We start from the raw sequence: 26,974 nt of genomic DNA on the forward strand, positions 1-26,974 counted from the left end.
ATTATCAATTTAGTTTAAAAAGTAAGTCCGCCGCCATCCACTGACAGTGTTGCACCTGTAATAAATGATGCTTCGTCTGATGCTAAGAAGAAAATAGCATTTGCCACCTCTTCAGGAGAACCTATTCTGCCAAGAGCATTAGCCTTTGATATAAACGGCCATCTTCTCTCATCCTGTTTCCAGACATCGATAATTTTTGTATCAATAACTCCTGGTGCAACGGCATTCACGCGGATATTGTACTTCCCATACTCAAGTGCAGCATTTTGTGTTAAGAGCACTACTCCAGCTTTGGAGGCATTATATGCTGCTTGATATTTTTTTCCCTTCAAGCCTAGCAAACTAGAAGTATTGATGATCGCACCGCCGCCTGATTTTTTCATTTCAGGAACAGCGTATTTAATTCCTAAGAATACACCCTTTAAATTGATATCAATCACCTGATCCCATTCTTCCTCTGAGAGATCGACACTTCTTACCTCTCTGTGGCCAATTCCAGCATTGTTGACCAAAATATGCAAGCCGCCAAACGTATTCGTTGTAGTGTTAATAAGATCCTTTACCTGGTTGGAATCCTTCACATCACTCTTGATAAAAATGGCCTCACCGCCGGATTCACGAATCAGGCTGACAGTTTCTTCACCGTTTCGGGAATCTAGGTCACAAACAGTCACCTTAGCTCCTTCTTTCGCAAAGCGTATGGCCGAAGAGCGCCCAATCCCGGAACCACCACCGGTTATAATGGCAATTTTTCCATTCAATTTCAAGGTACGGCACCGCCTCTACTCTTTTCGCTATCATTATCACTCTATCCTAAAGATACATTCGTTTGCATATAAAACCTTTTTATTGATATTTTTTTAATTCAAGCTTTGCTATCTGAGAACGGTGCACCTCATCAGGACCATCTGCCAGACGCAGTGTTCTAGAGTTCGCCCACATAGCAGCCAGTGGGAAATCATCTGATACACCTGCACCACCAAATGCTTGAATCGCTCTGTCTATTACACGTAATGCCATGTTAGGTGCCACCACTTTAATCATAGCAATCTCTGTTTTTGCTCCTTTATTTCCTACCGTGTCCATCATATATGCTGCCTTTAGCGTCAATAACCTGGCTTGTTCAATTTCAATCCTAGAGTCGGCAATCCACTCTTTAATAACACCTTGACTTGAAAGCGGTCTGCCAAAAGCTTCACGCTCTTGAACGCGCTTACATAAAAGTTCAAGTGCTCGCTCGGCTGCACCAATTAATCTCATACAGTGATGAATTCTCCCAGGTCCTAATCGTCCTTGAGCAATTGCAAAACCTTTCCCCTCACCCCAGAGAATATTTTCAGCCGGAACCCTTACATTTTCATAAGAAATCTCAGCATGTCCATGTGGAGCATGATCATAGCCAAAAACAGGAAGCATCCTCTCAATTGTCACTCCTGGTGTATCCAGAGGAACGAGAATCATAGACTGCTGTTCATGACGATTAGCATTAAAATCAGTTTTTCCCATTACAATCGCTATTTTACATCTAGGATCTCCAGCACCAGAGGACCACCATTTACGTCCATTAATGACATACTCATCACCATCTTTGACAATGCTTGCCTCTATATTTGTTGCATCGGAAGAAGCAACTCCAGGTTCTGTCATAGAAAAGCAAGAACGAATTTCTCCTGCTAGTAAGGGTTTCAGCCACTTTTCCTTATGCTCGTCTTTCCCATAGCGAACAATTACTTCCATATTACCAGTATCTGGTGCACTACAGTTAAACACTTCAGGACCAATCATAGAGCGGCCCATAATTTCACAAAGCGGAGCATATTCTAAGTTTGTTAACCCTGCTCCATATTCACTATCTGGCAGAAATAAGTTCCAAAGACCAGCATCTTTTGCTCTTTCCTTTAGATTCTCCATTATCTGAGGGACAGCATTCCAGCGGTTTTCCTGCTCGTTTAGTTGCTGCTCAAATACTTTTTCATTCGGATATACGTATTCTTCCATGAAGTTTGTCAGCTTTGTCTGTAACTCTTTTACTTTAGCAGAATATAAAAATTCCATTCATCCCACCCCCTCGCACATACTAACCAGTTGGTATTCCACCATTACTATTATACCTCCAAACATTAAATATTCAAATTTATTTCTAAATATTCTAAAAAAATAATGAATTAATATCTCTTTATACCCATTTTTTGCTTTTTCATTAATTCATATGATTTTTCTATGATATCGGTTAGAACATCACCTTTATATACTCTGCCTAACTTAAGGTTTTCTTGATAATATTCTACAATTTCATCCAATTTGTCAGAGGTTTCTTTTGTAATCCTAACATTTAATTGTATTCTTCCGTTTTCAGCCAAGGGAAACACTCCTATCATATATATAGCATACTGCTAGCACTTTGCAATTTTCGTCTTATTACTTGATTATATACTATTATTCTACACTTTTTTCAACCAAACAGAAAAAAAGAGTGCCAGAGTCATTTGAATGATCTCTAATTTTTCGTGTTAATTTCTTACATAAAAACATAAATTTTGCCTCAAATTATCATGAGGGAGGTTTGTGTTATATGAGTCTTACTTGGTTATTTACTTTTTTATTTATGATTCAACAAATAACACCCCAAGCTGGTGTCGAAATAACAAGAGAAGGAAAACCTATTTCTACTATCAATAGAGAAGATTACGCTGTAGGAAATCCAAACTTTTTAATTTTAGATATCAAAAAACATACTCAACTATTAGACAAATTAGAAAAGCAGTTATCAGTGCGGCCTGAAAATGCCAAGTTGGATTCACATGGTAATATTATTCCTGAGAAGGCTGGTCTCGGCATCAATCGGCGGGCGTTTACAGAGAGCTTTTATTCCTTTTTTTTCGAACAGAACACTGCAGGTTTTGAGGTACCTATGTACCCTGTTTATCCTAAGGTAGACAGTGAATTACTTTCAGATATACGCAGTATTCGAATTGGCCGCTATATTACTTCTTTTAATCCCAGGAATAAAAAGCGATCAACTAATATACAATTGGCAGTCGAAGCTATTAATAATCATGTCGTTTTTCCTGGTGAAACGTTTTCTTTTAATTCTGTTGTAGGCAAAAGGACCACAGAGAAGGGATATGAAAAGGCTAAAGTGATTGTCAGAGGTGAATATGCCGAAGACATCGGCGGAGGCATATGTCAGGTATCATCGACATTATTTAACGCAGTCGATAGCGCAGGATTAAAAATTGTTCAGCGATTTTCTCACAGCCGGCATGTCCCCTATATTCCGCCAGGACGAGATGCAACCGTAAGCTGGTATGGTCCCGATTTTGAATTTAGGAATATGTACAATCAACCCATTTTAATCCAAGCTAGAACAATTGGGAATCTTTTGGTTATTAAGCTATATTCCTCTGAGGGCATTGAATATCAACCCAAAAGGGTCCCCTTCCCGCCACTTTGAAAAAGCCCGCATGAAATATGCGGGCTTTTTTTCTATCGATTTTTATCATTTTTTAGGGCACTTGCTAATAACTCCTCTGAAAATTCTGCAAGTGCTATGTTGCTCATATTATTAAAGTTAGATTTGGGTGTAAAACTTTGGACTATATCTTGGAAAGGCGCTGCAATAGTAGATTTCCGTTTCCCTCTTGTTAGAGCAAAAACGGCGGCACTGATTCCAATTCCAACGAGAGATGCCCACATGGTCCCCCTCGTCTTTCGTTTCTTACCAAACATATTCAAGTACGGCATAATCCTATTTCTCATCCAAAGCACTCCTTTAACTGACATGAGAATGGAAAGTGAAATAACCCTTCCATTAGCTTAATCTTTACATTTAAAGAGAGAATATGTTTGGGAAACAACTGGTGAAATGTTATTTGTTTACATAATCGACCGCAATCATTTTTGTTATAACTTCATAATTCTTATTGGGCTGACCATTAGAAGAGATAATAAAATTGTTATGAATGCGTTACTGTATAGAAAGATTCCCATTAAAGCCATTAACAGGCCAGCTGCCGTAATTGGCAGCCCCATAAAGTAACCTCTGGTTGGCTTAACATTAAATTTTGCTAAACGTAAAGCACCCATCGTTGGGAATAGCATAAATGCAATGGTTGTTAATAAGGATGTTGGTTCTAACGAGTAAAATAATAGTGCAGGTGCTACTCCAAGACTTACAATATCTGCTAATGAATCCAGTTCAACTCCAAACTCACTATTTACCTTGAGTCTTCGTGCTAAGCGTCCATCAAAAAAATCAAATAACGCTGATAAAAATATAAACAAGGCAGCCATTTGTACATATCCATTCATATTAAAGGTGATTGAAAAAACTCCAGATAATAAGTTCCCAATGGTAAATAAATTTGGTACTGCTTTAACCAAATGGTTTAACAAGCAGAGCCCCCCTTTTTAAACACTCCATCCATGGTATGCTTCTACCTATAGTCTGTACCATTTGCTTTAAAGTGAATCTCATTATAGGACAGGTATTAATATTCTGCTTTCGTCAAAAGATAAAATGAGAAAGGATGGGTGAGTGAGATGGATAAAACATTGGGTTATTTGCGTGAAATATTATCTAATTACAGTGATCAGCATTCTGAAGGGAAACAAGTGTACCGTAAATTGTCTGAAGGAAAATTTACCTCTGAAGGAGAGTTTGTTAGACAGCTAAGCCAAAAGGAGATTAACTTTTTAAATGAAATACTTCCTCAAGAGATAAATTATGCAAAAGAAGAGCAAGATGAAAAAAGGGCTCATGAATTAAATGAGGTATTCGAGTTGTTGTTTTAAACTTAAGCATAAAAAAGAGATGTTAGTACTGATGACTAACATCTCTTTCGGGAAATAAACAAATAAATCTCTTATTATTTCCTAGGTAAGCGCATACAACGACAAAAAGCGAGATTCCGACAACGTCATTTTTTCAACATACGACAAAAAGCGAGTTATCGATAACATGCTGGCCCCCCGGGAGAAATTGCACTTCTAATGCATTATTACTCTTTGCTGCCTTTACCTTTATTTTTTTTTAGTCTGCCTGAATCCCTTAAACTTTTTTTAATAAGCAATTCTATTTGTGCATTTACACTTCGGAATTCATCCTCTGCCCATCGCTCAAGTGCATCATAAATTTCTTGATCAATGCGCAGTAAAAACCTTTTCTTCTCAGCCATTACATCACAACCTTAATAGATACTGCCTGTATTGATAATCGGCTGATTACCCTTTTCTGAGACTAAAGCTACCATTAAATTGTTTACCATTTGTGCTTTCTTTTCTTCATCCAGGTCTACAATTCCTTCTGTACTAAGTTGGTCAATGGCAGATTTAACCATTGAAACGGCTCCTTCTACAATTACTTTCCTAGCAGCTAACACAGCCCTTGCCTGTTGTCTTTGCAGCATCGCATGAGCAATTTCACTAGAATAAGCTAGATGCATGATTCTCGCTTCAATTATTTCCACACCTGCCAGTTGCAGCCTTCCCTGAAGGTCTTTCGTTAATTCTTCAGCAACTTCATCTGAATGCTGTCGTAAAGAGATTTCGTAATCGTTATTTAAATTATCGTATGGATATTGACTTGCAATATGACGCAGACCCGTTTCACTTTGAGTATGAACGAATTCCTTATAATCTTCAACATCGAAAACCGCTTTTGCGGAGTCGAATACCTTATAAACGACTACAGCAGCAATTTCAATTGGATTGCCTTCCAAATCATTTACTTTTAATTTATCACTGTTAAAATTTATTACTCTTAGTGAAACATTCTTTCTAACGGTTAACGGAGCTGAAAACCAAAAGCCCTCTTGTTTAATAACACCTAGATAACTGCCAAAAAGTGTAAACACCTTTGCTTGATTTGGCTGGATTATGGTAATCCCTGAAAGAACCAGTACTGTTAAGGTTAAAGATACTAAAGCAGCAACAATCATTATGAAGTTTTCTGACAGAATAAATTGCCTGAAACTTAAAACAGTCAATACACCAAATAATAGGAAAAGAATAACACCAATTAACCCGTTCATTTTGAACATTTCTTTTTCTTTCAAATCCATTCACTCCCCCTGCATACGTTTTCCTTACTATCATTATGATATCACTTTAATATCGAAAATACCACAAAAAAAACCGCCAAATGGCAGTTTTTTCTAATGTATATCTCGTTTTTTAAACCTGCCCCCGCGGACTTCAGCGATATCGGCTACCGCAAGGAATGCATTTTCATCGCTTTCAGTAACAATTTCCTTTAACTTTGCTTCTTCTAGACGGTTGATAACACAGAAAATGACCTTTTTGTCATCACCAGAGTATGCACCCTCTCCGTGGATATATGTTACACCACGACCAAGGCGGTTCATAATGGCCTCACCAATTTCTTTTGAATTGTCACTAATAATCCAAACCGATTTGGATTCATCAAGACCCGTGATGGTAATATCGATGGTTTTATAAGCAACAAAATAAGCGATAAGTGAGTACATAGCGCGATCCCATGAAAAGACAAAGCCAGCGCTTCCAAGAATAAATAAATTAAAAAACATGATAATTTCTCCGACAGAAAATGGAAGCTTTTTGTTAAAAAGAATAGCGAGAATCTCTGTTCCATCCAAAGATCCCCCATAACGGATAACCATTCCTACCCCGATACCAAGGACGATTCCCCCAAATACGGTTGCAAGTAATATATCCTGTGTAAAAGCAGGAACCGGATGAAGAAGTGTAGTGCCAATTGAAAGAATGATGATACCATAAAGAGTGGATAATGCGAAGGTTTTTCCTATTTGTTTATATCCTATAAAGAAAAATGGGATATTTAGAAAAAAGATAAAAATTCCGAGTTTCCAACCAGTCAAATAAGAAAGCATAATCGAAATTCCTACAATGCCTCCATCAATAACATGATTGGGAACGAGAAAAATTTCCAATCCGACGGCCATTAAAGCTGCCCCGATTGTAATGAGCATAATTCTTTGAATGATTTTTCTAGTGGTTAGCCCTTTGTGTTGAACTTTCTCCATAAGTACTTTCTGTTGTTCATTAAGATTGACATTTGGAATTCCTGACATTATCTTGCCCCTTTCGTCTTAAACTTATAATTCAATTATATCAGTTAATTAATAGTTTTTTGAATTTTTATGCATTTTATTTCCCAAATTTCTCTGTAATCCTTAAGGATAAAGATTTATGTTTCAGTTAATCGTCTTAAAAAACAAAATAAAGAAGCCGCCTCGTTTGAGACAGCTTCTTAGGATATTAACCTCTTAGGGGACCCAACCATAACATCAGCCAATAGGTCTTTTATCTTCCGTTTAGTCATTTAACGATCTAATGGAAGATTAAGGGTTTAGCCGATGAGTGTTGTTCCGTTGAAGGAATTAATTCACATGAAAGTTAATGGAATTCAAATTCCTTAAAAGAAACACATTTCGATTAATCAAATGACTCATTTATCCTAATATTTGGATTAGCTTCTTGGCAATGTAAGATTTGTTTGGTTAAAGGGTTAGATAATAATATTATGATAAAGATTCTACATTTATCATATTTCATTATCTGCTTACTACTTCCCGCTTTTTAGGTGAGCACCTATTTCAAATTTATAGACCAAATAGCTTACATAACTATTTGTTTTTAGTTATTGTGTTGATACTTTCTTTTCTTCATTACTTTAGGTTTCTTCACGAATGGAAGCTTCCATAATAATTTTAAGAAAGTTCGTTTTTGGTTTGAGATATTTATCTGCGTACAGTTTACATAGACAGGTAAATGGTTCTTTACTCCCAAATCACAATAACTAATGATCCCTATTTGAATAGATGTTACCTCCTTCACTAAAAAGAAGTTTTGCTTGTTTTACACCTTTCCAATACAATTTACATCGCTCCACCCTCCAAATATAATGCAAAGGGAAAACCTTTACTACTCGTTCACAAACGGAACGAACACGGATGGTTGAGTCTCCTAAGAAGTTAACTTATATCTTCTTTACACTTATAGTATATCACCTCTAATTCCTTCCTAAAACACACTGTTGTGACGGATTAGTGAACTTTTCTAAATTATTAGATTATATGGTTATCCTAAAGCTGGAATAATTTATTATACGTCTGGGATATAGAGATATCGGCAAATGGACAACATTAGGGTTGTACTGCAGTTTTTTAGAACTTGGGATTTTTTTTGTTATTCGGCTGACCCTTTAGGGAAGATTAGCAGTAAGACCTTGTCTAGAAAGGATGTCAGCTAATGTTTGATTCCATAAAAAAATATGCGAAACCCTTTGAATCCGTTGATGATCTAGATCCGCTAATTGAGGCAATCGGTGATGCAAAATATGTACTACTTGGTGAATCTTCCCATGGAACTTCAGAATTTTATTCAATACGAGCTGAACTTACTAAAAGATTAATCAAAGAAAAAGGATTTTCCGTTATTGCAGTAGAAGGAGACTGGCCATCCTGCCAATCCATCAATCGGTACATCAAAAACATTGGTTCCCACACTATTAATGCTGAGGATGTTCTTAGCAGCTTTAATCGTTGGCCAACATGGATGTGGGCTAACGAAGAAATCATTGAATTAATCAGTTGGCTGCAAAATTTCAATCAACAAACTAAGCGAAAAAGCAAAGTCGGATTTTATGGTTTAGACGTCTATAGTCTATGGGAAAGTATGGATGAAATCATTAAATACTTGGAACGCACAGGTAATACAGGGCTTAAACAGGCCCGAAATGCATTCAATTGCTTTGAACCCTTTAATCGAAATAATGAATCGTATGCAGTTTCCGCAGGGTATTTATCAGACGACTGCATGAAAGAAGCGCTTGCGCTTCTTTCAACTATTCAAAAAAATAAGTGGAAATATGATGATGACGAAGAAAGCAGCCTAAACATGGAGGTTAATGCACTCGTTACGGTTAATGCTGAAGAGTATTACAGGACAATGGTTACCAGTGATTCAAGATCTTGGAATGTGAGAGATATACACATGGTTGAAGCATTGAATGCAGTAATGAAATTTTATGGTGAAGGTGCAAAAGTCATTATTTGGGAACACAATACGCATGTCGGGGATGCCAGGGCAACCGATATGAAAGATGCAGGAATGGTCAATGTTGGTCAGTTAATTAGAGAACAGAATTACCCTGAGGATGTGTACATTGTTGGCTTCGGAACTAACAGCGGTACAGTGATCGCATCAACAGAATGGGGAGTAGATTTCCGTGTTACCAATGTACCTTCTGCCCAGAGGGGAAGCTGGGAAAACCTCATGCATCAAGCTGGCGCCATTAATCAATACGTCCTGTTTAACGAGCGTAATCGTGAAGAATTCAGTAAGACAATTGGTCACCGTGCCATTGGTGTTGTTTACCGGCCAGAATATGAGCAATATGGAAACTATGTTCCATCCGTCATGAGCAGCCGCTACGATGGATTTATCTTTGTAGATAAAACACATGCACTGCATCCACTGGAGATGAAAAGTCTTATTTTTTAACGTCGTAAACTCCAACTTCACATAAATTATGAAAAATTCCACATAATACTGCATGTAATATAATTTTAGATGGAAGAAGGCTCTAAACTATGACGGTTGGTACACAAGTTAAACAAGCTTTAGCTGGGTTAAAGAGTGCCCAAGCTAGTTTTGAAACCTTTGCTTTAGCCACAGATAATCAAAATGCAAAAAAGCTCTATCAGGATGCAGCACAGAAAACTCAGTCCATTTTAGATAGTCTTGAACCACGTCTTCAGGAAATTCTAGCTGAAGAGCCTCAATATAATCAATAATAAAGATTTAAGGGTTGGCCTAGTGCCAACTCTTTTCCTCATCGTGTCAGAGAAAGGAGCAGGATTATGACGGTTGCTGCAAACGTTAAGCAATGCCTAGCCAATATGAAAGGAATTGAAGCACAATTATCCTCCCTTGCTCTCAATTCCTTAGACCCAGATGCAAGAAATATTTTTCATGAAACGATGCTTACAATGTGTTCAGTTAAAAAAGATTTACAAACTCGTGTTTTGGAACTTGAAAAGCTCGAGCCACAGTATAAAAGTTGAGACTTAGAGGTGAATAAGTGTGCCTGAATGGATTGACACTGTCATACGTTCCTTTATTTTTTTAGCTGCTTTATTTTTCATGACAAAGATTCTTGGGAAAAAGCAAATATCCGAGCTGTCTTTCTTTGAATATATTTCTGGGATTACAATTGGCAGTATTGCGGGAGAAGCGATAACCGGGTTAGAAAATAGCATCATTCAAGGGCTGCTTTCAATCGCAATTTTCAGCTTAATTACCTTGTTAGTAGACTACTTAGCCTTAAAAAGCAAAACCGTTCGAAATTTAGTGGATGGGAGAGGAACAGTCCTTATTAAGGATGGCAAGGTATTAGAGGATAATTTAAAGAAAGAAAAGTACACTATTGATGAATTATCCGCCCTTCTCCGTCAGAAAGACATCTATCGTGTGGCAGATGTTGAATTCGCTGTACTCGAGCCAAGAGGCACGCTTAGTGCACTATTGAAAAAAGAGCATCGTCCTTTAACTCCCAAAGACATTCAATTGAAGGTAGCAGATGAAAAAGAACCACAAACCATCATTATGGATGGCCAAATAGTGGATGAGGCGCTAAGATCTGCTGGAAAAAGCAGAGGCTGGCTGCTTACTGAATTAGCAAAGCTTGAGCTTACATTAGAAAATGTATTTATCGGTCAAGTGGATTCCTACGGAGAACTAACAGTTGATATTTATGATGACAAAATGCAAGTCCCGTCTCCTTCAGAAAGACCTTTATTATTGGCAACATTGAAAAAAGTACAGGCGGATTTAGAAATATTTTCTTTGGGTACAGAAGACGAGGCATCTAAAGCAATGTATATCAAAAATGCCAAACTCGTGCAGGAGACAATCGATAAACTTACACCCTATCTTTCAAGTTAATATATTTTCGAGCCTAATCACCAAACTGATTAGGCTCTTAATCCATTATGCACTCACTTTTTTCCGATCAGAGATATCACCTTTATGCGACACATAGCTGTGAAGCATCATACCCGCCATAACCAAAAACATTCCCGTCCATGATAGTGCAGATGGAAAGGCCGCTTTCAACAGGATGAGTTCCCCTATTAAAGCAAAAAGAACCTCCATGGACTGTGTTGCTTCTACATTCCCAAGTTTTTGCATATTCCCTCTTACTAAGTCCGTTGCCTGGAAAAATAAAATGGTGGCAATGACACCAGAAGTTATAGCTACAAGCCCTGATTGAATACTTTGTCCGCTGCTAGGCGGGCCCGCCGTAAACAAGCCATACACTGCTAGTACAATCCATAATGGCATACTTGCAAGTGTCATTCCTAATACGCGTTGAAATACATCCAGACGTCCCTCGCACAAATCCATCATCTTTCTATTTCCTAAAGGATAAGCAAATGAAGCGACAATGACGGGCACCACTCCTAATAAAACTTCAATTTGATTAAGAGAACTTGCATGTTCCAATTGCATTAAGATAATACCAAGCAAGATTACTAATGACATTGTCATCCCTTTATATGGTATTTTACCCTTTACTTTAATAGGTCCATTTTTAGTCAAAACCGTCTCAAAAAAAAGCGGAGCTAATAAAGATCCCGAGATAATAGTAATTTGCCAGGTAGAAGCGATTAACCAGCCAGGTGCGTAGGCAGCAGCGAAACAAATCGGTCCGTAGAATAATCCAAAGCCTACAAAACTCCATAGGAACCATGCAAAGGGATTGTTTTTCATCTCGGCTATTAAGGGCTTAAGATTTTTCCTGGCGTAAACAAGCAGTAATAGCGGAGGGATCATAAAAAAGTAACGCAGGGAAGCACTCCATATCCAGCTTCCCCCATCTAACTCCATTGATCGGTTGATGATAAACGTAAAGGCAAAAAAGAAGGCAGCTAAAATACCTAACAATATCGGTCGCATTACTTATATTCCCCTTTATAAATTCATTACCCTCCAATGAAAATTGACGATTACATGGATGCATTTTTTTATTATACCAAACGTCTGAATTATTTGTAATTTACATTTAAAAGCATAAGACAAAAAAATGGTGCATAAATTGTTTTGTCGTTCAAAAAACATGAAACTTCTATAGAACTTGTTCGTATAGTTGAATGGCAACAAAATTTCTTGGAGCGGGGTTGATTGTATGTTTGGAAAAGTAGCTGCGGATATTTTAGGTTTAAGTGATGTTGGTTCTGTCATTAAACCAGAAAATTATGATAAAGTTGATTCCGATGATTATGTTATGCATGAAGATAATGAAAGGATTTACTTTTTAATTAAATCAAAATCGGATGAATATTGTTTTACCAATAATGCCCTTATTCATCTAGATGGAACAAGTGCTGCCAGTAAAAAACGGATGCTGCATCGATATAGTTACGCAACAAATAAAATATCCGATGTGAAGCTTGAAACTGCTGGCACGGTTGACCTTGATGTTGAAATAAAATTTAAAATTGGCTCCCAGCAATTTTCGATAGATGTCCATAAAAAACACATCGAAGAAGTAAAAGACTTATACAAGGCTCTGATAAAGATTTCAGAACTGACACATGATAATGAAATGTCTCTACGATTTGCTAAGGATAGCCTAGATATTGCCTCTACAACATTAGGACGTGTTAATAGCACAGATAACAATCTAGTGGTTCAATTCAAAATGCTGAATCAAGCTGCCTTTCAGTGGCTCGAGGAAAGCAAAAAGCAGTATAACGTAAAAGACTTTGGCTTTGTTTTTGAAAAGTACATTAATAACTAAAGCACAAAAAAAACAGACCATTAATGGTCTGTTTTTTCACATACTATGTGATTAAGCTTTGTTTACGTTAGCTGCTTGAGGTCCACGAGCGCCTTGCTCTACGTTGAAAGTTACAGATTGACCTTCTTCAAGAGTTTTAAAGCCTTCGCCTTGGATTGCTGAAAAGTGTACGAATACATCTTCTCCACCTTCGCGTTCGATGAATCCGAAACCTTTTTCTGCATTAAACCATTTTACTTTACCGTTTTCCATTTTTGTTGCCTCCTAGTGTGTTATCCACACATTGTATTACTATTCTTGCTCTTTAAAGATCCAGGCGAAAAGCTATAACTATTCTTCCCTTTACTACCGAACAAAAATAATTCTTCATAATCATACCAGAGAAAGAAGAATTAAGCAAGTTCTTGTCTGAGTCTTCCACCTTTAACTTGAATAATCACCTTATTGAATGGTCAAGTTATTAAAAATGCCACTAGGAGAATTCCCCTAGTGACACAATTTAGAGCTTAAGCTTTCTTTTCTTCTTCCCAGTCATATAAATCTTCAATTTGGCAATTTAATTCTTTGGAAATCGTCATGGCTGTACTTAGATTCATCACTTTCCTTGACATATAGCCGTTCAGCTGTTCTAAAGGTATTTGTGTGTTCTTTTCCAGACCTTCAAGATCCATGCTGTTTTTAGATAAAAGGGCTTTGAGGTTACTCTTTTTCGCTTTATAAGTTGACAAAATGACACCTCACTTTTTAATTAGTGTAACACAATGAAAAATTAAATGAAAGGGAACCACCTCTCTGGAAGTATTGTTTGCACTTATTTGCATGTCTTTGAAAGAGCTTCATTTCCTAGTAACAGCGATGAAACAAAAAGTATGTTATAATTAAATTTGATGAAAAAAGGGGTGTTGAATTGAGAAACTCTAATAACAGATTCAATAGCGGACAAACGGTTAAATTAAAAGACACGGGCGAGGAAGTTACCATCTTAAAATGGCAATATGTAAAAAATATGAAAAGATATTCATACATTGTCAAGGAGCATCCCGGTACATTTTACTTCGAGGAAGAATTTCAAAGTCAATAAATGATTAATGGAAAAGACCAACCCAAGTGGATTGGTCTTCTTTTAATTATGTTATTGTTGCGCCCGAGCGCTTCCGCTTTTCTGTTTAAAACTCTGCATTTCCTGTTGTTCTTGGGAATGGTATGACGTCACGAATGTTTGACATACCAGTTAGGTACATGATTAAGCGTTCAAAACCAAGACCGTAGCCTGAGTGTTTTGTACCTCCATATTTCCTCAATTCAAGGTACCACCAGTAATCCTCATCATTCATACCCAGTTCATTAATTTTTCCTGAAAGAATATCTTCGCGCTCTTCACGCTGGCTGCCTCCAATTAACTCTCCGATTCCAGGTACAAGTAAATCAGTGGCCGCAACTGTTTTGTTATCTTCATTCAATCTCATATAGAACGCTTTGATTTCCTTTGGATAATCCGTAACAAATACAGGCTTTTTGAATACCTTTTCGCATAAATAGCGCTCATGTTCTGTCTGCAGGTCAAGTCCCCATTCAACTGGGTATGCAAAGGTTTCGCCGGACTCCATCAAAATATTAATTGCTTCTGTATACGTCACACGGCCAAAACTTGATGTATGAGCATTGTTAAGGCGTTCTAGAAGGCCTTTTTCAATAAAGCTGTTAAAGAAGTTCATTTCTTCAGGGGCTTGTTCAAGAACATAACCGATTACATACTTAACCATTTCTTCAGCGAGGTCCATGATATCTGGAAGCTCAGCAAACGCAAGTTCAGGTTCAATCATCCAGAATTCTGCTGCATGCCTTGCGGTATTTGAGTTCTCAGCTCTAAATGTAGGCCCAAATGTATATACATTTCGGAATGCCAATGCAAAAGCCTCTGCGGATAATTGGCCGCTTACAGTCAGGTTTGTTTCTTTATTAAAGAAATCCTTTGTGAGATCCGTTTTGCCCTCTTCATTTTTAGGCGGGTTATCGATATCCAAAGTGGTAACACGGAACATTTCACCTGCACCTTCTGTATCGCTGCCTGTGATAATTGGTGAGTGAACATATACAAATCCTTTATCTTGGAAGAATTTGTGAATCGCATAAGAAGCTAAAGACCTAATACGAAAAACAGCTGAAAAAGTATTAGTACGGGGTCTTAAGTGAGCGATTGTTCTTAAATATTCAAAGGAATGTTTTTTCTTTTGTAAAGGGTAATCGCTATTGGAAAGTCCTTCAACAGAAATACTCGTTGCTTTGATTTCGAACGGCTGTTTTGCTGCTGGCGTATGTATGAAATCTCCTTCAACTTTAATAGATGAACTTATTGGAAGCTTTGCGATTTCTTTGAAGTTCTCCAATTGCTCATCAAATACGATTTGAACACCCTTAAAAAAGCTTCCATCATTCAATTCAATAAAACCAAAGGTTTTAGAATCCCGAATCGTGCGAATCCATCCAGATAACTCTACACTTTGGTCTATGTAACTTTCTGTATTTCTGTACAAATCCTTAATTAGGGCTTGTTTCATTCTTTACAACCTCCAACTCTTAGGTAAAAATAAAAATCCTCCCGTCACAAGGGACGGGAAGCTATTTTCCAGTATCTTTGTTTCTTATATCCCTTCAATATTATATTAAACTCCTGTCAAATAAGCAATATTCAACAAATTTTCCTGCAATCTCTTAGATATTATTCAGAATTTTTGCAGGATTTTCCCCAGCATCAGTCGAATTCATTAAGAAATGTTCGATTCTTGTTAAAAGGAGTGTTGATTGTGGATAAAGTTACCTGTATCGCTTTTCTCCTGTATCATTCTTCTAAGAGTCAAGACATCCAAGAAAAAGCCATTCAATTACTGAATGGTGATGTATCTATTAGAGAATTAAAAAGAATACCTTCCATCCAAGCCCATTTAGTTATGGCAGAATCTGCATTAAGGAAGAATACAATAGACAAACTTCAGGTTCAAAGATTTGCCGAGGAATTTCTGCTGCTTGAGGTTTAGGCTTCCTTCGGGAAGTTTTTTTCATAAACAAAAATTTCCTTGCCATTTTCACTCAAAGCTGTTTTAATATACAGAAAACCCAATGATTCCCAAAAATGCATCGCCTTTACATTTTCTTTAATAACACCAATTCGCGACCGGAATAAACCTCTTTTGCGCATTTCACTTTCATAAAGGGCATATGCCTGTGTTCCAAATCCATATCCTTGGTAATCGCCATGAATCATTAGAAGACCAAGCCACGGACATTGATCTTTTGGATTTTCCATTAGGTAATCCATCACCCCGATATAAGTATCGTCCAGCTTAATAAATAGACTCTTAGTGGCAGGGTTCAGGAACTCCTCTTCAATTTCTGCAAGCTTCCTTTGGGGACGCTCATTTTCAACCATATTATAATGTGAATTTGAATTGATGATTTCAAGCGCAATATAAAGCGTTTCTTTTGTTATATCTTCAAAATAGAGCGGCATGGTAATCCTCCTAATAAAACGTAAATGTATTATATCAATGATTCTATAATGCATTCAATTTTAAATGAGAAAGGTGATATTATGGTCCAAGTTCATGTACTAGTAACATTTGAAGGAAAAAGCTATTTAACAAATGTATTGACCAATCCTAATACTTCAGAAGAAGAAATATATCGTCTGGCTTATGAACAGGTTCAAAAGCAATGGCAAAATAACTAAAACAGCGTCCAACTTCGGGACGCTGTTTTTTTGTTTATTATTCTTCCTTGTATAATGTCTGGTCAACATCCTTCATTAATGGGCTTTTGCCATTCGTAATAAACATATGAAGCCTGTGCATCGCACGGGTACACACCGTATAGAATAATTTCCTCTCGCTTTCACTGGCATATTGTGAACTGTCATATAGTATGACGGCATCAAATTCGATTCCTTTAGCTAAATAAGAAGGTATCACTAAAATCCCTTTTTCATAAGAGATTGTAGCCTTCTCAATCAAATGTACAGGAACCTCACCCTTAATTGCGTTGTATACTCTTTTACTCTCTGCAGCTGTTCTGCAAATAACTGCAATGGTCCTATGACCTTCATTTAAAAACTCATTTATTTTATCTTTAATGACCATATTTAAGAGTTTAGGCTCAGCTTTTTTTATGGTTGGTTTTTCACCATGTCGATTAAAGGGTTCAATATTTTCTCCACCTTCAATCAAAGAGCTGGTGAAATCTACAATTTCCTTAGTGGAACGGTATGTTTTTGTCAAAATGATCTTCTCTATGTCTTCCCCTAGCTCTTCATAATCTGAGATAACAGTAGGCGAACCTGTTGCTCCTGAGAAGATGGCTTGATTAAAGTCACCAAGAAGTGTCATTTTACTATATGGGAAAAGCCGTTCTATTAAAGCAAATTGAAACGGTGAATAGTCCTGTGCTTCGTCAATAAAAATATGTCGTATCCCTGTTGTTGATTTCCTGCCTTTTAATAAATCCTGTAAATAAACAAAAGGAGTTGCATCCTCATATGCAATCTTAGAGTTTGATAGCTGTTCAATCGTCTCGAGCCCAATCTGTGTCCAGTTAGCAAGCAGGACTTCTTTATGATCAGACTCCCTTTTAAACAACTGACTATACAACCCCTGCATATCAATGAAATCCAGCCTTTTTACTCGATTGAATAAAGGTTTGAATTTTTGTTTCACGAACCTGTCAGCGAGAAACTTTTGTTCTTGATCAAAATCATCAAAACTCTTATCGGTAAAACGTTCTTTTTCCTGAAGTTCCTGATATACCTCTAAATAGTCCTCTTTTTCAAGATATTGAATTTCTTCCTCAACCCAGCTTTTTGACCGTTCCTGTTTGACTCTTCTCTTTAACTCTCTTAATAACCAATCCTTTACCATCTCCAGTCTATTAGGAATGGTAAAGCTATCATCTAATGAATAAAAGTAATCATATATTGATTCTTTGGCAAATACAACCTCACCTCGGAAACTTAGATCCTTAAAAAGCAGTCCTCCTCTTGATAAACCATTTACATACTGATCAATAATTTGTTTAAATTCTAGGCTTGATTTAAATCGGATTCCTTGAACTCTAGTTTGATAATCCTCATGCCCTTCCTTGTTAAGCAAAAATTCCATCTGGTCAAAAGGGTCTTCAACTTCAAATTGATTCCCGATTCGATTATTTAAGTATTCCATAAATGTCGCCTGCTCCATGTTCTCTTCCCCTAATTCAGGAAGGACCGTCGATACGTATGAGGTAAATAACGGGTTCGGTGAAAATAGCATAATATTCTCTGACTTTAAGGTTTCACGGTACCGGTAAAGCAAATAAGCAACTCGTTGAAGAGCAGCAGAAGTTTTTCCACTGCCAGCTACCCCTTGGACTATGAGAAGTTTACTCTTCTCGTTGCGAATAATTAAATTTTGCTCTCGCTGAATAGTGGCAACAATACTTTTCATTTGTGCATTTGCGTTATTTCCAAGAACTTCTTGAAGCATTTCATCACCAATCGTTACTCCCGTATCAAACATGGCTTTTATATTGGAAGCCCGGATAATAAATTGCCTCTTTAAATTCATCTCCCCTTCAATTTTTCCTTCCAACGTCAAATAAGAAGCAGGACCTGGGGCAAAATCATAATAAAGGCTGGAAATAGGTGCACGCCAATCATAAATTAAAAATTCCTCATCCTTCTCGTCCATTAGCGATGCAATTCCAAGATATACATGGTCAACACTCTTCTCCCCTGTTTCCAAGAAATCAATCCGTCCAAAATAAGGGGAATATGTTAAACGGTCTAAGATTCGAAGCTGTTTATCCATTTGTTTATATGTGCGTTCCCGTTCTGACAATAATTCTGCTTGTTGTTTTATGCTGGCTGCCGTTTCGATCACATCATCCGGCTCATCCATATTAACCGTTACATCTTCCCAGAAAGTCTTTCGCAGCTCAAGCACATCCGCACCAACTCCTCCGGTATTTTGCTGGAGTTTTTGCTTTTTCTTATCTATTTCCTTAATAACACTCCTGACTCGTTCCTGCTCCAATTGTAAATCACTATTCAGGGTTTCACTCATTTGACCACTCTCCAGACAAAATTTGCTCCCTAAAAATATTTGACAACCATACTTTTGATATGTTATTATATTATTAGGGATATTTTATTCTTTTTAAAATGATATCTCAAGACCAAAATTTATTTTATCATGATTACATAGTGATTTCAATACGAAATTAGCGCCTTGAAGGCGTTTTTTTTATGCCTATTTTTGATTACTCACCATTTGGGTTACTTTTTCATCCTGAAAATCATTTAACTTTACACTTTTGCATTCTCCATACACCCAATCTCGATATTTTCCATATAGAAATATCATTAAAATGCGTATAAGATAATAATCAGCAATATGAAATCTTTCTTTCGCAATCCTTAGTTTCTTAAAAATGAAGTCTAACCCAATGTACATTACCAAGACCCTTCGTTTGGCACTCCAATTATTCTCTTTCAAGAAGGACAAAGTTGAAAAAAAGGATATGGAAATGGCATAAATAGGGACGACGATAAAATGCTCTGTCCAAGAATGATACCTGCCAAACCCGAACCGAATTTTTCGCGAAGATGCAAAGAGAAATAATAAATTGGCTTCTGTCACCATGATCATTAAAAAGAGTGAAATAAAACGAATGAGGTGATTTCTCTTACTTAAAAAGAAATTCCACAAATCACTGATATAGAAGTATATAGGAATCAAAACTAAGGTATACACGGTCTTCCACCAGTAATGTTTATATACTTTTAACCGCAAAAATAAGATTTCTACTAGGGTAAAATAAACACCGCCCAGTACTTTCCATCCCCCGCCTAATTTGAAAGCAGTTATGAATACAGCAGTAAATGGGACAAAAATAGCCTGTGATAAAATAGCACCAAAAATATTATCAAAAAAGTTATTTTTCAATACTCTAGGTTTATATTTATATGCTTTAAAAAGATTTAATACAAAAAACTCCAATAAATACGCTAACCCGATATTTGCCATTAAAAGAGTAAATAAATGCTTTTTCTTCTTATATTTATAAAAAGCCGAGCCAAGAAGAATTGTATGAATTAGGAACAAGATAATAAAGGGTACCTTATTATTTTTTGGATTTTTCATACGCATATCCCATTTCATTAAACAGTCTTAACGGTAGTATTTGATTTACACCCCATTTCATTCCAACATTTTGCTAACATTCCTTTATATGTACTGCAATGTATTGGTTTCAATTTACACAATAGAGAATAGGGCCGGGGCCCGACCCTAATCATTTATTATGTTGGCCTGATTGTTACTCTTGTGCCGTTGGGAACCCTTTCGGCAAGCTGCAGGACATCTCGGTTATGCATTCTAACACATCCCGCTGATACAGCTTTCCCTATCGAGCTCGGGTCATTGGTCCCATGAATCCCATAGCCTTGTTTAGATAGTGAAAGCCACATAACACCAAATGGTCCGCCTGGATTCATCTGCCGGTTAACAATCACAAAATCGCCTGTCGGTGTTGCTGTAAGCATTTTCCCTACAGCAATTGGATAAATCTTCTCCAGCTTTCCATCCCGATATAATGAAAGTCTCCTTTTCCCAATTGAAATGTGTATCGAAAAAGGTATTGTATTTGGATCTGGCAGACCAGGGATTTGAAGTTTTTGCCCAATATATAGCTGCTGATAATTAACTCCGGGATTGGCTGCATATAGACTAGCGAGGCTGACTCGATAATCCAAAGATATTTGGTAGAGTGTATCGCCGCGCTTCACAATATGAATCATGTTATCCCACCTTTTTTTATTAACATATGTCGGGATATAGGAAGCGTTGCCTGCTAATAAGGTGGTTAATGCCCTGGAAGTTCAAACAAATGCGCCATATCATTTCGAATGTGTTGGTTAAAAAAATAATCATTTGTGGCAGGGTCATAAACATAATCCTTTTTCCAATCCTGAATGTTCCTGGATATTTCTTTCATAGCCTCTACAAATAATAAAATCTCCGCATTGGTCATAATCGGATGCAGTGAAAATCGTACCCACCCTGGTTTCATAGACAAATCTCCCTGATCAATTTGCTCAGCAATTTCCTTCGATTTATTTTTGTCGATTTTTAATAAGTAATGACCATATGTTCCAGCACAAGAGCACCCGCCGCGAACCTGAAATCCAAAACGGTCATTAAGTAAACGGACAATTAGATTGTAATGAATATCACTCATCGTAAATGAAACAATGCCTATCCGATTTTTTTGATGGGCCTCCAAGACCTTAAGATTCGGTATATTATTCAGCCCAGATAGCAGCAGTTCAAGCTGTTCTTTTTCCCTTGCTAAGATTTGTTCAACACCCATTTGTTCCTTTAATTTGATACATAAAGCGGTACGAATAGCTTGAAGGATTCCTGGCGTTCCTCCATCCTCCCGGTGTTCAATATCATCTATATACTGATGTCCGCCCCAAGGATTTGTCCACGTAACCGTCCCCCCTCCAGGATGATCCGGGACTTTATTAGAATACAATCTTTTATCAAAAATTAAGACACCGCTCGTTCCAGGCCCTCCCAAGAATTTATGGGGTGAAAAAAAAATAGCGTCTAATTTTTCCATTGGGTCTTTTGGATGCATATCCATTAGCACATAGGGTGCAGATGCAGCAAAATCTACAAAGCATAGTCCTCCATGCTTATGCATGATTTTTGCCAATTGATGATAAGGTGTTTGTATGCCTGTAACATTCGAGCACGCTGTAAAAGAACCAATTTTATATGATCTGTCTTGATAATTGGAAAGAAGTTGTTCCAGATGGCTTATATCTACTAAACCTTGTGAGTCGGGTCTAATAATTTCAACATCTGCTAATGTTTCTAGCCATGAGGTTTGGTTAGAATGATGCTCCATATGTGTCAAGAAAACGACTGGCCTTTCCTTCTCTCGAAGCCTAATGTTTTCTTTCCATTGTTCCGGGACTCTAACCCCCAATATTCTCTGTAACTTATTTAGGACCGATGTCATCCCAAAACCATCAAGAATGACAGCGTCGTTATCATTGGCATTTACATGTTTCTTAATTATTTTTCTTGATTGATTGTAGATTCCGGTCATCATCAGACTTGTGATATTTGATTCTGTATGTGTATTAGCCATATATGGACCAAATACCTCTGTTACCTTTTGTTCAATGGGGCGATACAATCTTCCACTTGCTGTCCAATCCGCATAAATTATCGGTTTTTCACCGTATGGGGAGTTAAACTCCTGATGATTGCCGATAACTTGAGATCGAAATTGTTCAAAATATTCCTCAAGATTATCCGGCAGCCTGTAGCATTTGCTGCCGATTCTTATAGTAATCATACTTCAGCACCTCTCCATAAAAGGTCTTAGTAATTACTATATGCAGAGATTTTTCACTTGCAAACAAAAAAGCCTGATCCAATGGACCAGGCTAATATCCTTTATGATGAAATTGTATTCTTTGCTGATTCCTTACGATTTACCTCATCAATTTTTTGAACAAACATATGAAATACCCTTTGTTTTTCTTCTAAATCTTTAATATATTCTTTTAGTTGATTATAACTTTCTTCAAATGGTTTATGATATCTTTGGCGAATATTTTCAATAAGTTCCTCATTCACCGTTGATTGGATAACTTGCTTAGTAATTCCATACTTGTATGAGTAAACCTTTAATTCTTGTGCTACTTCTTCATATTCTTTATCAATCTCTGTTAGTACGACCGAAATATCATCTTTCCACTCTTCAAGGGATTTTTGTAAATAGGATTTTACCAATGTGTCTTCCATAACTGCACCCGCCCTAATAAAGTCTTATATTATCTTTATTATAGCTGAGATTATTTACAGCCTAATTTCTAGCTGTTTACAAACCCATATCAATAAATAGGAAAATATTCCGATTTACATAAAAAACTAGTTTAATAGATACAGATTAGGAAACCGCCTCAATCATGACCGGGACACTTTGCGTTATATTATTTGCATTTCCTAAATCAATATTAATCAATAAAGAATATTGAAAGGTGCTTTGATTACTGTGAATATCTTCTGGAACATTAATTAAGAATGTAATTTTCCCCTTCTGATTAGGACAGCACTCAAGAGAACAGAAAACGGAATGACTATTAAATGTTTCTTCTACAACTGCCTGTGAATCAATCCCTACTAAATCGATATCATATCTTTTTATTTTATTTTTTAAAAGCCCGCCTGTTATCTCAATGGTTCCATTGATGACACTTCCTGCCTCATATACCTGTTTATCCAGATGGACCATTGTTTTTGGCAAACCAATCTTTAGTTTTGTTAAATAATCTTTTAATGTCATATTCCTCACCGTTCCCTAAAAATAGGCATAAATAAAAGACCAACAGTAGTAGTCAAGCTGCTTAAATGTTCATTAAAACAAAAAAAGCCCCCCTATACTTGGCGGTCCATGACCTCCTTCGCTTTAGCCGACGAAGTTAGCTGACGGGTAGGATGGCGAAAGAGTTCTCATCCCTTCTACATTTGTAGAATTAACCCCAATAAAGTGGTTCCTCCGTACCCATAAAATGGGTTTTGGCCGAATATATTAAATTCATGTTGATTATGACGCTAATTTTATCTTCAACCTGATTACTTGTAAAGAGTGATATTTAATTAAATTTACTGCTTAATCTTCAATTTCATTAAAAAACAATGATTTTTCTATTGATTGCTCATGTTTTATCGTTATTTTGATTGTTTTAATCTCTTCATTAAAGGTAAATGGGATTTATTATCATTTAATTAAGCGCGCGAACTCCTCGAGCGTGGTTGAATACTTAATATAAATTCGCGGCAAATAAAAGAGCTCATTTTTAAAACCCTTTTTGGTAAAGATTTCTGGAGTTGTTGTCAAACCAAATGAATAATACTTTTTTGTTTCCGCAACTACATGTTCATTAAAGTTTCCAAATGGATAGGCTAATGCAATGACTGGTTTTCCTGTAATTTTTTCAATTTTTCCTTTTGATTCTAGTAATTCATCTTGAAGATCAACTAATTTTGTTAAATCAGGATGCGTCGCAGTGTGAGACTGAACAGAAATCACTCCAGATTCTGACATCCATTTTAATTCCTCTTGATCTAAACGATTGGAATGGCCGATAAAATCAGAAATGACAAAAAAGGTTGCTGTTGGTTGAAATTTGTCATCCTTTAGTTTTTGAAGGATATTAAATGCATTTTTATTATTTTTGTAACCATCATCAAACGTGATAAAGATAGGTTTTCTATAACTGTTGCTATGCTGCCAATTTTCAAACGTTAATAAAGTATATCCTTGTTTTTTCAAATACAGCATTTGCTTTTCAAAATTCTCTGGCGTTACAAATAATTCCTTTGATCCTTTTCCGTTATATTCATCGATTGAATGGTAGATAAGAATTGGAATGCTTTGCTCTGCAAATACATTTCCTGGCAGGGTAAGCAAAAAAATAATGAACAGTATTGCCCTATACATAATCATACCTTCCTTTCATTAATGTCTTCTAAGAATATTATTTCTTACTGGGAATATTTTTATCTCAAGTTATTAATGTTAAACTAAACAAAATATATCGATAAAAGGAGACAGTAAATGTCTAAGTACAAGGTTTTATTTCTAGATATTGATGGCACGATCATTAAACCTGATGACTCCATTGAAGACACAACAATTAATGCAATAGCTAAGGCTCAGGAAAAAGGCATAGAGGTTTTTTTAGCTACAGGCAGACCTTTACATGAACTTAGAGAACTTGCTCAACAGTTAAACATCCATTCCTTACTTGGGTACAATGGTGCATTTGCCATTTACCAAGGTAAAGACCTATTCCAAGAGCCGATGGATAAAGAAATCGTAAATATGTTCATAGAGACAGCGAAAAGGAATCACCATGACCTTGTCTTATATACGAAGGACCAAAATATATTCACTAATTTAGAAGTAGAATGTGTAAAAGAGTTTATAAAGAAGTTTCACCTACATAATAATGATGCTCTTTCGTTATCAAATGAATATGAGGTACTGGGAATGACTTTAATCAATTTAGACCCTGACGATACAGCACTATATGAACAGGAAAACCAAGTCCATTTATCCCAAGTAAACCTTGAAGGTATGCGGCATTGCTATGATGTGATTAGAGATAATGTCAATAAAGGGATTGGGATTCAACATATCTTGAACCATCTGGGAATTGAGAGGGAAAATGCCATTGCTTTCGGCGATGGATTGAATGATAAGGAGATGCTCCAGAGTGTCGGGGAAGGATTTGCGATGGGAAATGCTCATCCTGACCTCTTTCAGTATGCCAAACATAAAACCACTTCAGTAAGTGATTCGGGCATTTATAATGGATTAAAAAAATTGGGGATCACCTAAGCTAACAAAAACTGTGCGAATTGCACAGTTTTTTTTGCATAAATTTGTTGGTATTTCGTGGTATCCGTCTTGTTTTGATAGCTTTTGTCAGCCTGCAGGAAAATAGGGTGCGCCATATAGAATTTACTATCCAAAGATGTTTTACCGTAAATTGGATAGAAAGGATTTGAACATTATGCGAACTTTCACCTTAAAGGAAGTTTCCAAAAAAATAAATGTAAAACCAGCTACCTTAAGAAAATGGGAAAAGGAACTTGAGGAATACCTGGATATTCCTAGGACAAGACAAGGAGCAAGAATTTATTCGCAAGTAGAACTTGATTTACTTTTGGATATTAAACAAATGTACGATAACAAATTAACTACTGCGATGATCATACAATCGTTACAAAATAAGGGTGAACCTATAGGAGAAGATCCTGAAGATGTCGACCTAATTGAAGAAGAAGAAATTTCTGAGCAGTCTTCCTCTTCTTTGCCAATGGTCTCAGAAACCATACCAGAAGTAACAAATGAGGAAATTGCCATTCAAAATGCAGATCAATTCTTCGATGCTATGGATACTTATAAACAAACATTCTTAAGTGAGGTAAAAGATGAAATCCGAAGTGTTCTCCGAAAAGAGGTTGTAGAAGAAGTAAAAAAGGAAATCTCAAAAGGTACTTTCTATACAGTGAAGTCTATTTCTGATTCTATCTATAAATCCTCTGCTTCTACAAAAGCCGAACTTGAGGAGCTTTCGGAACACATTGAAAAATCTGCTGAACAGACTACGGAAAGGCTTCATTATTTATCAAAAAGTATTGTCAATGCCTCACATGAAACTTCAGAGGAAATTTATACATTATCGAAGCAATTATCTGAATCGACTGAGGAACTCGCTCACTATGTTGATATTACCAATACAGAGATTAGTAGTTTATCGGAAGCGATTGAATATGATCGTCAAGAGCGCGTGAAGGAACGCGATCACATCCTGCGGGAAATTACTCAAAGAGAAGCTGCTTTTCAAGATTTATTAACAAGCTTCCGTGATGTAGCCGCTGCAAAGGAAAAGAAATGGTGGAAGTTCTGGGAGTAAATGTCATGACGCTTGCTGCTTTGGTCAAATTTTTCTAGTTGGGGGAATGATTATGAACACAAGCGAAGTAGCCAAATTATTAGGGGTATCAGCAAGTACCATTCAACGATGGGTAAAACAGCTTGAACTGCCAATGGAGAGGAATGAACGCGGGCATTACCATTTTAATAATGAGGATATTGATCTATTAAGAAATATTCAAACACAAATACAGAATGGAACCCTGCTTCAAGAAATAGCACCTATCCAAGAGAAAAAGTCTCGTAAAGGGACAGTAAAAGCATCTCCTGAAACAAATGCAGAACTAGAAAGATTGTATACAATTGTTAGTGAAATAGAAGCAAAGGTAAACTCAAAGGCAGATTCAGTCGCCTCGTATCAGCTGCTGCAGCACCGGCGCGAAATAGAAGAACTGCAAGGTCAAGTGAGCGGTTTACTGAAACAAGTAGAAACACTGGAATCGCAGCTTTTTGAGTTAAAGAAGTCTGCCTTACCTGAAGAACCGCTTGTCCTAAATCAGGGGAAAAACAGAAAAAAGAAGAATCTTGTCAGCTCTTTATTTGGATTTTTAGGGTAACAAGTATAGTTGGCATCATTATTGGTATAAAAGAAACTCGCCATTGGCGAGTTTC

32 protein-coding genes and 1 riboswitch are annotated in these 26,974 nt (G+C 36.7%); of the genes, 12 read left to right on the plus strand and 20 right to left on the minus strand.

Annotated elements, in window-relative coordinates:
• Positions 1-14: 14 nt before the first annotated feature.
• From SFC47_RS19490 to SFC47_RS19500, 3 genes are all read right to left on the minus strand, one after another.
• Positions 15-767 (minus strand): SDR family NAD(P)-dependent oxidoreductase, encoded by a 753-nt coding sequence (locus tag SFC47_RS19490; RefSeq protein ID WP_411256030.1) that lies wholly within the window; start codon positions 765-767, stop codon positions 15-17.
• A gap of 79 nt (positions 768-846) precedes the next feature.
• Positions 847-2,055: an acyl-CoA dehydrogenase gene (locus SFC47_RS19495; protein WP_411256032.1), complete on the minus strand. Its 1,209-nt coding sequence runs from the start codon at positions 2,053-2,055 to the stop codon at positions 847-849.
• A 110-nt stretch (positions 2,056-2,165) separates the two neighbouring features.
• A complete protein-coding gene (locus SFC47_RS19500) occupies positions 2,166-2,360 on the minus strand; it encodes a hypothetical protein (protein WP_411256033.1) in 195 nt (64 codons plus the stop codon).
• A 212-nt stretch (positions 2,361-2,572) separates the two neighbouring features.
• Between SFC47_RS19500 and SFC47_RS19505 the strand changes: the two genes are divergently transcribed.
• Positions 2,573-3,454: a VanW family protein gene (locus SFC47_RS19505; RefSeq protein ID WP_411256034.1), complete on the plus strand. Its 882-nt coding sequence runs from the start codon at positions 2,573-2,575 to the stop codon at positions 3,452-3,454.
• A 32-nt stretch (positions 3,455-3,486) separates the two neighbouring features.
• On the opposite strand, the gene SFC47_RS19510 is transcribed toward SFC47_RS19505, so the two are convergent.
• Positions 3,487-3,759, minus strand: coding sequence for a hypothetical protein (locus tag SFC47_RS19510; RefSeq protein WP_411256035.1), 273 nt, complete (start codon positions 3,757-3,759; stop codon positions 3,487-3,489).
• Positions 3,760-3,903: 144 nt separating this feature from the next.
• Positions 3,904-4,395: a CDP-diacylglycerol--serine O-phosphatidyltransferase gene (pssA, locus tag SFC47_RS19515; protein ID WP_411256036.1), complete on the minus strand. Its 492-nt coding sequence runs from the start codon at positions 4,393-4,395 to the stop codon at positions 3,904-3,906.
• A gap of 147 nt (positions 4,396-4,542) precedes the next feature.
• Between pssA and SFC47_RS19520 the strand changes: the two genes are divergently transcribed.
• The gene (locus SFC47_RS19520; protein ID WP_411256037.1) at positions 4,543-4,794 is read left to right on the plus strand and encodes a sigma-G-dependent sporulation-specific acid-soluble spore protein CsgA; all 252 of its coding nucleotides are present in this window, start codon (positions 4,543-4,545) and stop codon (positions 4,792-4,794) included.
• A gap of 206 nt (positions 4,795-5,000) precedes the next feature.
• Here SFC47_RS19520 and SFC47_RS19525 read toward each other — a convergent pair whose 3' ends face one another.
• The 3 genes from SFC47_RS19525 to SFC47_RS19535 form a co-directional block, all read right to left on the minus strand.
• Entirely contained in the window at positions 5,001-5,177 is a 177-nt protein-coding gene (locus SFC47_RS19525) for a type II toxin-antitoxin system antitoxin (protein WP_411256039.1), read from the minus strand.
• A gap of 12 nt (positions 5,178-5,189) precedes the next feature.
• Complete coding sequence (locus SFC47_RS19530; protein ID WP_411256086.1) at positions 5,190-6,056, minus strand: SPFH domain-containing protein; 867 nt, start codon at positions 6,054-6,056, stop codon at positions 5,190-5,192.
• Between the two features lie 99 nt (positions 6,057-6,155).
• Positions 6,156-7,025, minus strand: a complete 870-nt coding sequence (locus SFC47_RS19535; RefSeq protein WP_411256088.1) for a YitT family protein — start codon at positions 7,023-7,025, stop codon at positions 6,156-6,158.
• Between the two features lie 1,228 nt (positions 7,026-8,253).
• Between SFC47_RS19535 and SFC47_RS19540 the strand changes: the two genes are divergently transcribed.
• The 4 genes from SFC47_RS19540 (at position 8,254) to SFC47_RS19555 (ending at position 10,950) form a co-directional block, all read left to right on the plus strand.
• On the plus strand, positions 8,254-9,507 hold the full coding sequence (locus SFC47_RS19540; protein WP_411256040.1) for an erythromycin esterase family protein: 1,254 nt from the start codon (positions 8,254-8,256) through the stop codon (positions 9,505-9,507).
• Between the two features lie 89 nt (positions 9,508-9,596).
• Complete coding sequence (locus tag SFC47_RS19545) at positions 9,597-9,800, plus strand: DUF1657 domain-containing protein (RefSeq protein WP_411256041.1); 204 nt, start codon at positions 9,597-9,599, stop codon at positions 9,798-9,800.
• Between the two features lie 66 nt (positions 9,801-9,866).
• A complete protein-coding gene (locus tag SFC47_RS19550) occupies positions 9,867-10,070 on the plus strand; it encodes a DUF1657 domain-containing protein (protein ID WP_411256042.1) in 204 nt (67 codons plus the stop codon).
• Between the two features lie 19 nt (positions 10,071-10,089).
• The gene (locus SFC47_RS19555) at positions 10,090-10,950 is read left to right on the plus strand and encodes a DUF421 domain-containing protein (protein WP_411256043.1); all 861 of its coding nucleotides are present in this window, start codon (positions 10,090-10,092) and stop codon (positions 10,948-10,950) included.
• A gap of 45 nt (positions 10,951-10,995) precedes the next feature.
• Here the strand turns inward: SFC47_RS19555 and SFC47_RS19560 are convergent, their stop codons facing one another.
• The gene (locus tag SFC47_RS19560) at positions 10,996-11,964 is read right to left on the minus strand and encodes a DMT family transporter (RefSeq protein WP_411256044.1); all 969 of its coding nucleotides are present in this window, start codon (positions 11,962-11,964) and stop codon (positions 10,996-10,998) included.
• Between the two features lie 229 nt (positions 11,965-12,193).
• Here SFC47_RS19560 and SFC47_RS19565 point away from each other — a divergent pair, with 229 nt between their 5' ends.
• Positions 12,194-12,808: a PH domain-containing protein gene (locus tag SFC47_RS19565; protein ID WP_411256046.1), complete on the plus strand. Its 615-nt coding sequence runs from the start codon at positions 12,194-12,196 to the stop codon at positions 12,806-12,808.
• A 51-nt stretch (positions 12,809-12,859) separates the two neighbouring features.
• Here SFC47_RS19565 and SFC47_RS19570 read toward each other — a convergent pair whose 3' ends face one another.
• The 3 genes from SFC47_RS19570 to asnS all read right to left on the minus strand — a co-directional run bounded on the left by SFC47_RS19570 (position 12,860) and on the right by asnS (position 15,366).
• A complete protein-coding gene (locus SFC47_RS19570; RefSeq protein WP_063254447.1) occupies positions 12,860-13,060 on the minus strand; it encodes a cold-shock protein in 201 nt (66 codons plus the stop codon).
• Positions 13,061-13,314: 254 nt separating this feature from the next.
• A complete protein-coding gene (locus SFC47_RS19575; protein ID WP_411256048.1) occupies positions 13,315-13,536 on the minus strand; it encodes a helix-turn-helix domain-containing protein in 222 nt (73 codons plus the stop codon).
• Between the two features lie 438 nt (positions 13,537-13,974).
• On the minus strand, positions 13,975-15,366 hold the full coding sequence (gene asnS, locus SFC47_RS19580) for an asparagine--tRNA ligase (protein ID WP_411256050.1): 1,392 nt from the start codon (positions 15,364-15,366) through the stop codon (positions 13,975-13,977).
• Positions 15,367-15,612: 246 nt separating this feature from the next.
• Between asnS and SFC47_RS19585 the strand changes: the two genes are divergently transcribed.
• Positions 15,613-15,843: a hypothetical protein gene (locus SFC47_RS19585; RefSeq protein WP_411256051.1), complete on the plus strand. Its 231-nt coding sequence runs from the start codon at positions 15,613-15,615 to the stop codon at positions 15,841-15,843.
• Here SFC47_RS19585 and SFC47_RS19590 read toward each other — a convergent pair.
• Positions 15,840-16,316, minus strand: a complete 477-nt coding sequence (locus SFC47_RS19590; RefSeq protein ID WP_411256052.1) for a GNAT family N-acetyltransferase — start codon at positions 16,314-16,316, stop codon at positions 15,840-15,842. The genes SFC47_RS19585 and SFC47_RS19590 overlap by 4 nt on opposite strands.
• A gap of 48 nt (positions 16,317-16,364) precedes the next feature.
• On the opposite strand from SFC47_RS19590, the gene SFC47_RS19595 reads away from it, so the two are divergent.
• Entirely contained in the window at positions 16,365-16,535 is a 171-nt protein-coding gene (locus SFC47_RS19595; protein WP_411256054.1) for a BA3454 family stress response protein, read from the plus strand.
• A 37-nt stretch (positions 16,536-16,572) separates the two neighbouring features.
• On the opposite strand, the gene helD is transcribed toward SFC47_RS19595, so the two are convergent.
• The 7 genes from helD to SFC47_RS19630 form a co-directional block, all read right to left on the minus strand.
• Positions 16,573-18,897: an RNA polymerase recycling motor HelD gene (gene helD / locus SFC47_RS19600; RefSeq protein ID WP_411256055.1), complete on the minus strand. Its 2,325-nt coding sequence runs from the start codon at positions 18,895-18,897 to the stop codon at positions 16,573-16,575.
• Positions 18,898-19,083: 186 nt separating this feature from the next.
• Positions 19,084-19,977, minus strand: coding sequence for a hypothetical protein (locus SFC47_RS19605; protein WP_411256057.1), 894 nt, complete (start codon positions 19,975-19,977; stop codon positions 19,084-19,086).
• 158 nt (positions 19,978-20,135) lie between these two features.
• Positions 20,136-20,633: a L,D-transpeptidase family protein gene (locus SFC47_RS19610; protein WP_411256059.1), complete on the minus strand. Its 498-nt coding sequence runs from the start codon at positions 20,631-20,633 to the stop codon at positions 20,136-20,138.
• A gap of 65 nt (positions 20,634-20,698) precedes the next feature.
• Positions 20,699-22,207 (minus strand): aminotransferase class V-fold PLP-dependent enzyme, encoded by a 1,509-nt coding sequence (locus SFC47_RS19615; RefSeq protein ID WP_411256061.1) that lies wholly within the window; start codon positions 22,205-22,207, stop codon positions 20,699-20,701.
• Positions 22,208-22,308: 101 nt separating this feature from the next.
• On the minus strand, positions 22,309-22,659 hold the full coding sequence (locus tag SFC47_RS19620) for a hypothetical protein (RefSeq protein WP_411256063.1): 351 nt from the start codon (positions 22,657-22,659) through the stop codon (positions 22,309-22,311).
• A 145-nt stretch (positions 22,660-22,804) separates the two neighbouring features.
• The gene (locus tag SFC47_RS19625) at positions 22,805-23,200 is read right to left on the minus strand and encodes a sporulation protein (RefSeq protein ID WP_411256065.1); all 396 of its coding nucleotides are present in this window, start codon (positions 23,198-23,200) and stop codon (positions 22,805-22,807) included.
• 110 nt (positions 23,201-23,310) lie between these two features.
• Positions 23,311-23,449, minus strand: a riboswitch (cyclic di-AMP (ydaO/yuaA leader).
• Positions 23,450-23,635: 186 nt separating this feature from the next.
• Positions 23,636-24,358 carry a polysaccharide deacetylase family protein gene (locus tag SFC47_RS19630; protein WP_411256067.1) on the minus strand — a complete coding sequence of 241 codons (723 nt, stop codon included), beginning with the start codon at positions 24,356-24,358 and terminating at the stop codon, positions 23,636-23,638.
• A 117-nt stretch (positions 24,359-24,475) separates the two neighbouring features.
• Here SFC47_RS19630 and SFC47_RS19635 point away from each other — a divergent pair, with 117 nt between their 5' ends.
• The 3 genes from SFC47_RS19635 to SFC47_RS19645 all read left to right on the plus strand — a co-directional run bounded on the left by SFC47_RS19635 (position 24,476) and on the right by SFC47_RS19645 (position 26,919).
• Entirely contained in the window at positions 24,476-25,261 is a 786-nt protein-coding gene (locus SFC47_RS19635) for an HAD family hydrolase (RefSeq protein WP_411256069.1), read from the plus strand.
• Between the two features lie 175 nt (positions 25,262-25,436).
• Complete coding sequence (locus SFC47_RS19640) at positions 25,437-26,342, plus strand: MerR family transcriptional regulator (protein WP_411256071.1); 906 nt, start codon at positions 25,437-25,439, stop codon at positions 26,340-26,342.
• A 52-nt stretch (positions 26,343-26,394) separates the two neighbouring features.
• A complete protein-coding gene (locus SFC47_RS19645; RefSeq protein WP_411256073.1) occupies positions 26,395-26,919 on the plus strand; it encodes a MerR family transcriptional regulator in 525 nt (174 codons plus the stop codon).
• Positions 26,920-26,974 lie beyond the last annotated feature (55 nt).

Origin of the sequence: Neobacillus niacini (assembly GCF_046591715.1) — a bacterium.
GTDB lineage: Bacteria > Bacillota > Bacilli > Bacillales > Cytobacillaceae > Neobacillus > Neobacillus niacini_L.

Coding starts and splice junctions, on each gene's coding strand:
- SFC47_RS19640 (WP_411256071.1), top strand. CDS start 25,437: ATGCGAACTTTCACCTTAAAGGAAGTTTCCAAAAAAATAAATGTAAAA.
- SFC47_RS19545 (WP_411256041.1), top strand. CDS start 9,597: ATGACGGTTGGTACACAAGTTAAACAAGCTTTAGCTGGGTTAAAGAGT.
- SFC47_RS19505 (WP_411256034.1), top strand. CDS start 2,573: ATGAGTCTTACTTGGTTATTTACTTTTTTATTTATGATTCAACAAATA.
- SFC47_RS19525 (WP_411256039.1), bottom strand. CDS start 5,177: ATGGCTGAGAAGAAAAGGTTTTTACTGCGCATTGATCAAGAAATTTAT.
- SFC47_RS19590 (WP_411256052.1), bottom strand. CDS start 16,316: ATGCCGCTCTATTTTGAAGATATAACAAAAGAAACGCTTTATATTGCG.
- SFC47_RS19570 (WP_063254447.1), bottom strand. CDS start 13,060: ATGGAAAACGGTAAAGTAAAATGGTTTAATGCAGAAAAAGGTTTCGGA.
- SFC47_RS19565 (WP_411256046.1), top strand. CDS start 12,194: ATGTTTGGAAAAGTAGCTGCGGATATTTTAGGTTTAAGTGATGTTGGT.
- SFC47_RS19495 (WP_411256032.1), bottom strand. CDS start 2,055: ATGGAATTTTTATATTCTGCTAAAGTAAAAGAGTTACAGACAAAGCTG.
- SFC47_RS19595 (WP_411256054.1), top strand. CDS start 16,365: ATGCATTCAATTTTAAATGAGAAAGGTGATATTATGGTCCAAGTTCAT.
- asnS (WP_411256050.1), bottom strand. CDS start 15,366: ATGAAACAAGCCCTAATTAAGGATTTGTACAGAAATACAGAAAGTTAC.
- helD (WP_411256055.1), bottom strand. CDS start 18,897: ATGAGTGAAACCCTGAATAGTGATTTACAATTGGAGCAGGAACGAGTC.
- SFC47_RS19615 (WP_411256061.1), bottom strand. CDS start 22,207: ATGATTACTATAAGAATCGGCAGCAAATGCTACAGGCTGCCGGATAAT.
- SFC47_RS19630 (WP_411256067.1), bottom strand. CDS start 24,358: ATGTATAGGGCAATACTGTTCATTATTTTTTTGCTTACCCTGCCAGGA.
- SFC47_RS19550 (WP_411256042.1), top strand. CDS start 9,867: ATGACGGTTGCTGCAAACGTTAAGCAATGCCTAGCCAATATGAAAGGA.
- SFC47_RS19610 (WP_411256059.1), bottom strand. CDS start 20,633: ATGATTCATATTGTGAAGCGCGGCGATACACTCTACCAAATATCTTTG.
- SFC47_RS19625 (WP_411256065.1), bottom strand. CDS start 23,200: ATGACATTAAAAGATTATTTAACAAAACTAAAGATTGGTTTGCCAAAA.
- SFC47_RS19620 (WP_411256063.1), bottom strand. CDS start 22,659: ATGGAAGACACATTGGTAAAATCCTATTTACAAAAATCCCTTGAAGAG.
- SFC47_RS19645 (WP_411256073.1), top strand. CDS start 26,395: ATGAACACAAGCGAAGTAGCCAAATTATTAGGGGTATCAGCAAGTACC.
- SFC47_RS19510 (WP_411256035.1), bottom strand. CDS start 3,759: ATGAGAAATAGGATTATGCCGTACTTGAATATGTTTGGTAAGAAACGA.
- SFC47_RS19605 (WP_411256057.1), bottom strand. CDS start 19,977: ATGAAAAATCCAAAAAATAATAAGGTACCCTTTATTATCTTGTTCCTA.
- SFC47_RS19520 (WP_411256037.1), top strand. CDS start 4,543: ATGGATAAAACATTGGGTTATTTGCGTGAAATATTATCTAATTACAGT.
- SFC47_RS19560 (WP_411256044.1), bottom strand. CDS start 11,964: ATGCGACCGATATTGTTAGGTATTTTAGCTGCCTTCTTTTTTGCCTTT.
- SFC47_RS19540 (WP_411256040.1), top strand. CDS start 8,254: ATGTTTGATTCCATAAAAAAATATGCGAAACCCTTTGAATCCGTTGAT.
- SFC47_RS19535 (WP_411256088.1), bottom strand. CDS start 7,025: ATGGAGAAAGTTCAACACAAAGGGCTAACCACTAGAAAAATCATTCAA.
- SFC47_RS19635 (WP_411256069.1), top strand. CDS start 24,476: ATGTCTAAGTACAAGGTTTTATTTCTAGATATTGATGGCACGATCATT.